The organism is Neomesorhizobium albiziae (assembly GCF_900114255.1).
Lineage (GTDB): Bacteria > Pseudomonadota > Alphaproteobacteria > Rhizobiales > Rhizobiaceae > Neomesorhizobium > Neomesorhizobium albiziae.
The window spans coordinates 1-4246 of sequence record NZ_FOSL01000072.1 but is presented as its reverse complement, the minus strand read 5'-3'; the positions used below and the strand labels follow the sequence as shown (position 1 = coordinate 4246).

The 4246-nt window shown below is 61.5% G+C and carries 3 protein-coding genes and 1 pseudogene; 3 read left to right on the top strand and 1 reads right to left on the bottom strand.

Going from position 1 to position 4246, the window contains the following annotated elements:
• The first annotated feature begins 40 nt into the window (after positions 1-40).
• The 3 genes and pseudogenes from asnB to F3H98_RS30675 form a co-directional block, all read left to right on the top strand.
• Positions 41-1612: an asparagine synthase (glutamine-hydrolyzing) gene (gene asnB, locus F3H98_RS30690; RefSeq protein ID WP_149764760.1), complete on the top strand. Its 1572-nt coding sequence runs from the start codon at positions 41-43 to the stop codon at positions 1610-1612.
• Positions 1613-2051: 439 nt separating this feature from the next.
• On the top strand, positions 2052-3563 hold the full coding sequence (gene istA, locus F3H98_RS30680; RefSeq protein ID WP_149764762.1) for an IS21 family transposase: 1512 nt from the start codon (positions 2052-2054) through the stop codon (positions 3561-3563).
• 10 nt (positions 3564-3573) lie between these two features.
• Positions 3574-3894: pseudogene (locus F3H98_RS30675) on the top strand (ATP-binding protein); the annotation flags it as partial.
• A gap of 34 nt (positions 3895-3928) precedes the next feature.
• Here the strand turns inward: F3H98_RS30675 and F3H98_RS30670 are convergent.
• On the bottom strand, positions 3929-4246 hold a 318-nt coding region (locus tag F3H98_RS30670), incomplete at its 5' end, for a helix-turn-helix domain-containing protein (RefSeq protein ID WP_149764756.1).

Genomic DNA, 4246 nt, shown 5'->3' with positions numbered 1-4246 from the left:
CCTTTTGGGAAGCGCGGCGAGCAACTGAGAAAGTGCCCGGTTGGCTTGCGGAAGAAGAGGCGATGCTCATTGCGACCGCTCCTTCATCCGCAGCAGTGACACCGAGGTGGTGCTGCACGCCCACCGGGAGTGGGGCCGCCGCGACCCCTGCACCGCGGTGAGCGAACTCAACGGGATGTTCGCCTACGCACTCTGGGACACCGCCAAGCGCGAACTGCTTCTCGTACGCGACCGGCTCGGCATCAAGCCGCTTTACTACTATCCCACCCAGCATGGAGTGTTGTTCGGCTCCGAGCCAAAGGCGATCCTCGCCAATGATCTCGCAGAGCGGGTCATGGACGCCGACGGGCTTCGGCGCACCTTAAGTTTCACCGCCGACCCGCATAATACCGTGTTCCGCGGTATGCGTGAGGTACGGCCCGGCCACATCGTCCGCGTGACCCGCGACGGCATCCAGCAGATGACCTACTGGCAGATCACCGACAGCGGCCATACCGACGACGTGCCTACCACCGTTCGACGCGTCCGCGAGCTGCTCGAGGATACGATCCAGCGCCAGCTCATCGCCGACGTGCCGCTGGGCACGCTCTTGTCGGGCGGGCTTGACTCCTCGGCTTTGACCGCACTCGCGGCGCGCTTTAGCGGCGAACGGATCCGGTCCTTCGCCGTCGACTTCGTCGGCTACACGGAGAACTTTACCGCCCACCCGAGGCGCACCACACCCGACGGGCCGTACGTGCAGGAGGTTGCGAAGTTCATTGCTACCGACCACACGGACATCACATTGTCCGCGGACGAGCTCATGGACCCTGACGTGCGGGCCAGCACACTCCACGCCCGTGACCTACCGTTCACTTTGGGCGACAAAGACAGCTCGCTCTATCTGCTGTTCCGGGCGATCCGGCAACACTCGACGTTGGTGCTGTCCGGGGAGTCGGCCGACGAGATTTTCGGCGGCTACTCGTACTTCCACGATGCCGCGCGCGTTCAGGCCGACACGTTTCCCTGGTTGGACGTCGATATCCGCCGGCAGTACCTAGACCCAGGCCTCCTCGAGAAACTCGACCTCCCTGGCTACCTCGACGAGCAGTACCGCAGGGCACTTTCGGAAGTACCCGCCCTGACCGGGCCGACCTCGGCCGATCCGCACGAGCGTCGCATGCGAGAGGTCTGCTACCTCTCTCTCACGCGTTTCCTCCCGAGGTTGCTCGACCGCAAGGACCGGATGAGCATGGCGTGGGGTCTCGAGGTGCGGGTTCCCTACTGCGACCACCGCCTCGTTGAGTACGTGTTCGGCGCCCCATGGTCGCACAAGACTTTTGACAGGCGCGAGAAGAGCCTCCTGCGGGCCGCGACCGCGGACCTACTGCCGCAGTCCGTGGTGCAGCGCGTCAAGAGCGGGTACCCGGCTATCCAGGATCCGACCTACGACAGAATGCTGCGCGCCCGGTTCGCCGCGCTCCTGAATGACCGCAGCGCGGCAGTGGCACCACTGCTGTCCGTCGATGGCTCCCGCGCGTTGCTCAACACGACCGACAACACCAGGTGGGTGGAGCATATCCTGACTCTTCAGGATTTCCTGACCGACTACAACGTGAGCCTCACAGTCTGAGACCGCGGAACACGCAAAAGGACAGCAAAGGAGACCCCTGACGCGCCCGATATGGCGTTGGGCTCTATGGCCAAGTCTCTGTCGCGAACTCTCCCGGTTGTACGGCGCTGCGAGGCGCGTCGCAACACTGGGACGCATTTCAAGCCCTAGTGCCTGGCGAAACAGAACGCTCCAAGCGGGGCGGCCGAATGCTGCGCATTTCGCTGATTGTGAGCAGCCATTTCACGCGATGGTGAGCGCTCATTGCGGATTCCGACGTGAAGCCGGCCGCTATTCCGATCAAACACCGGCCACCATTCCGGTATGAAGCCGGCCACCATTGCAACCAAAGACCGGCCGGTTTTCGGCACTGAAGATTACCTCCTGGGTCAGCAACTTTGGCATCAATTACCTCGCGATGAACGAGGACATTTTGATGCCGGCAAAGAGAAGGCTGACCATGAGACAGTTAAGACAAATGCTTCGGCTTGCCGGAAGCGGGACCAGCTCCCGCGAGATTGCGGTCGTATTGGGAATAGCGCGCAGTACGGTGCAGGATAATCTGCGGCGTGCCGCGGCAATCGGGTTGAGTTGGCCCCTGCCAGGCGAGCTGACCGATGACGCGCTTGAGAACAAACTCTTCGCTCGCAATGGCGTCAAACAGGGCACGCGGCGGCGCACGGAGCCGAACTGGGCCTATCTTGCCGTCGAGCTCAAGAAGCCGGGCGTCACGCTCCTCATCTTGTGGGAGGAGTATCGAGGAAGTCATCCCGACGGATATGGCTACAGTCGCTTTTGTGAACTTCTACGGGGATTTAAGCAGCGACTGTCACCGACGATGCGCCAGGAGCATGCGGCCGGCGACAAGGTCTTCGTGGATTATTCCGGCAAGAAGATCCCGATTGTCGATCGCAAGACCGGTGAGATCCGCGAGGCGGAGATCTTCGTGGCGGTGCTGGGTGCGTCCAGCTACACCTTTGCCGAGGCCACCTGGACGCAAACGCTCCCCGACTGGATTGGCTCGCATGTCCGGATGTTTCGTTTTTTTCACGGCGTTCCCAGACTCGTCATTCCCGACAATCTGAAGTCGGGCGTCAGTCGTGCCAGCTTCTACGATCCCGAGATCAACCGCAGCTACGGTATGATGGCATCTCACTATGGCGTCGGCGTTCTTCCGGCACGGCCGCGACGGCCGAAGGACAAATCGAAAGTGGAGAATGGAGTGCGTTTCGCCCAGTCCTGCATTCTGGGGCGCCTGCGCAACCAGACTTTCTTCTCGCTGGCTGAGGCCAATGCCGCCATTGCCCAGGCGCTCGATCGCATCAACGACCACGTCATGTGCCGGCTGGGCGTCAGTCGCCGGCAGCTCTTCGAGACCGTCGAGCGCCCGGCTTTGGCCAGTCTTCCACTGGAGGATTACGAGTTTGCCGAATGGCGTTTGGCCCGCGTCTCGACAGATTACCACGTCGAGTTCAAGACCTTCTTTTATTCCGTGCCCCACAGCCTCATTCGCCAGCAAGTCGATCTGAGAGCAACGGCACGCACCATCGAGATCTTCCACCGCGGCAAGCGCATTGCCGTCCATCAGCGCCGCTATGGCGGCCCTCGTCATGGAACTGATCCGGATCATATGCCCAGCTCCCACCGACGATATGCCGAGTGGACGCCGGATCGTTTCCGTCGCTGGGCCGCATCCGTCGGGCCCGAGACGGAAGGCTTGATTGTCGCAATCCTCGCCAGCCGCCCACATCCTGAACAAGGCTTTCGAACATGCCTGGGTGTGCTGCGCCTGTTTCGCGATGTCACACGCGATCGCGCCGAAGCCGTGTCAGCCCGCGCTGTCAAGATCGGTGGGCTGAACTGCAAGAGCATCGCCTCGCTCATCGCCAATCACAGGGCCGCAAGGCACTCCACCGAACCCACCGCCATCGTCGACCACGCCAATCTGCGTGGCCCTGATTACTTTCATTGAGGAGACACCAATGCTTATCCATCCCACCGTCGACATGCTACGCGAACTCGGCCTTCATGGCATGGCCACCGCCTTCCAGGAGCTCGACGCACAATCCGAAGCACGCGGTCTCGAGCATGGCGAATGGCTTGCCATGCTGCTCGAGCGCGAGGCTACCATGCGCCGCCAGAAGCGTTTCGAAGCCCGCGCCAGGGCTGCAAAGCTTCGCCATGACGCACAGATCGAGAATGCCGACTTTCGTGCCGCACGCGGTCTTGACCGCAATCTGTTCATGGCGCTCGCCGGCTGCGACTGGGTTCGCAAGCATCACAGTCTTCTCATCACCGGGCCGACCGATCCCACGACATAATGCACACCTCGCTATGTTATTGAAAAAGCTGGATCTGCTGATCCTGTGATTGTGATAATGGACTGTGTCCGCTGCTGCCGGAATGGTGCTGGATATCGAGTTGCTCGATATCTTCATGACGGATGATCCAGGGCGTACCCTTGCAATACTGCTCGGCCTTCAGATCGCCGGCGCGGATCATGCGCAGCACGGTCATTGGCCGCAGCCCGAGCCTCGCAGCCGTTTCCTGCAATGTATACTCGCCGCGCTCCGACCGTTCGTCCTTTTTGTAGACGGCGATGTCGTGCTGGTTGCGGAAAGTGCAGACACGGGACTGCGTCCATCCGTTCTGACG

Coding starts and splice junctions, on each gene's coding strand:
- istA (WP_149764762.1), top strand. CDS start 2,052: ATGAGACAGTTAAGACAAATGCTTCGGCTTGCCGGAAGCGGGACCAGC.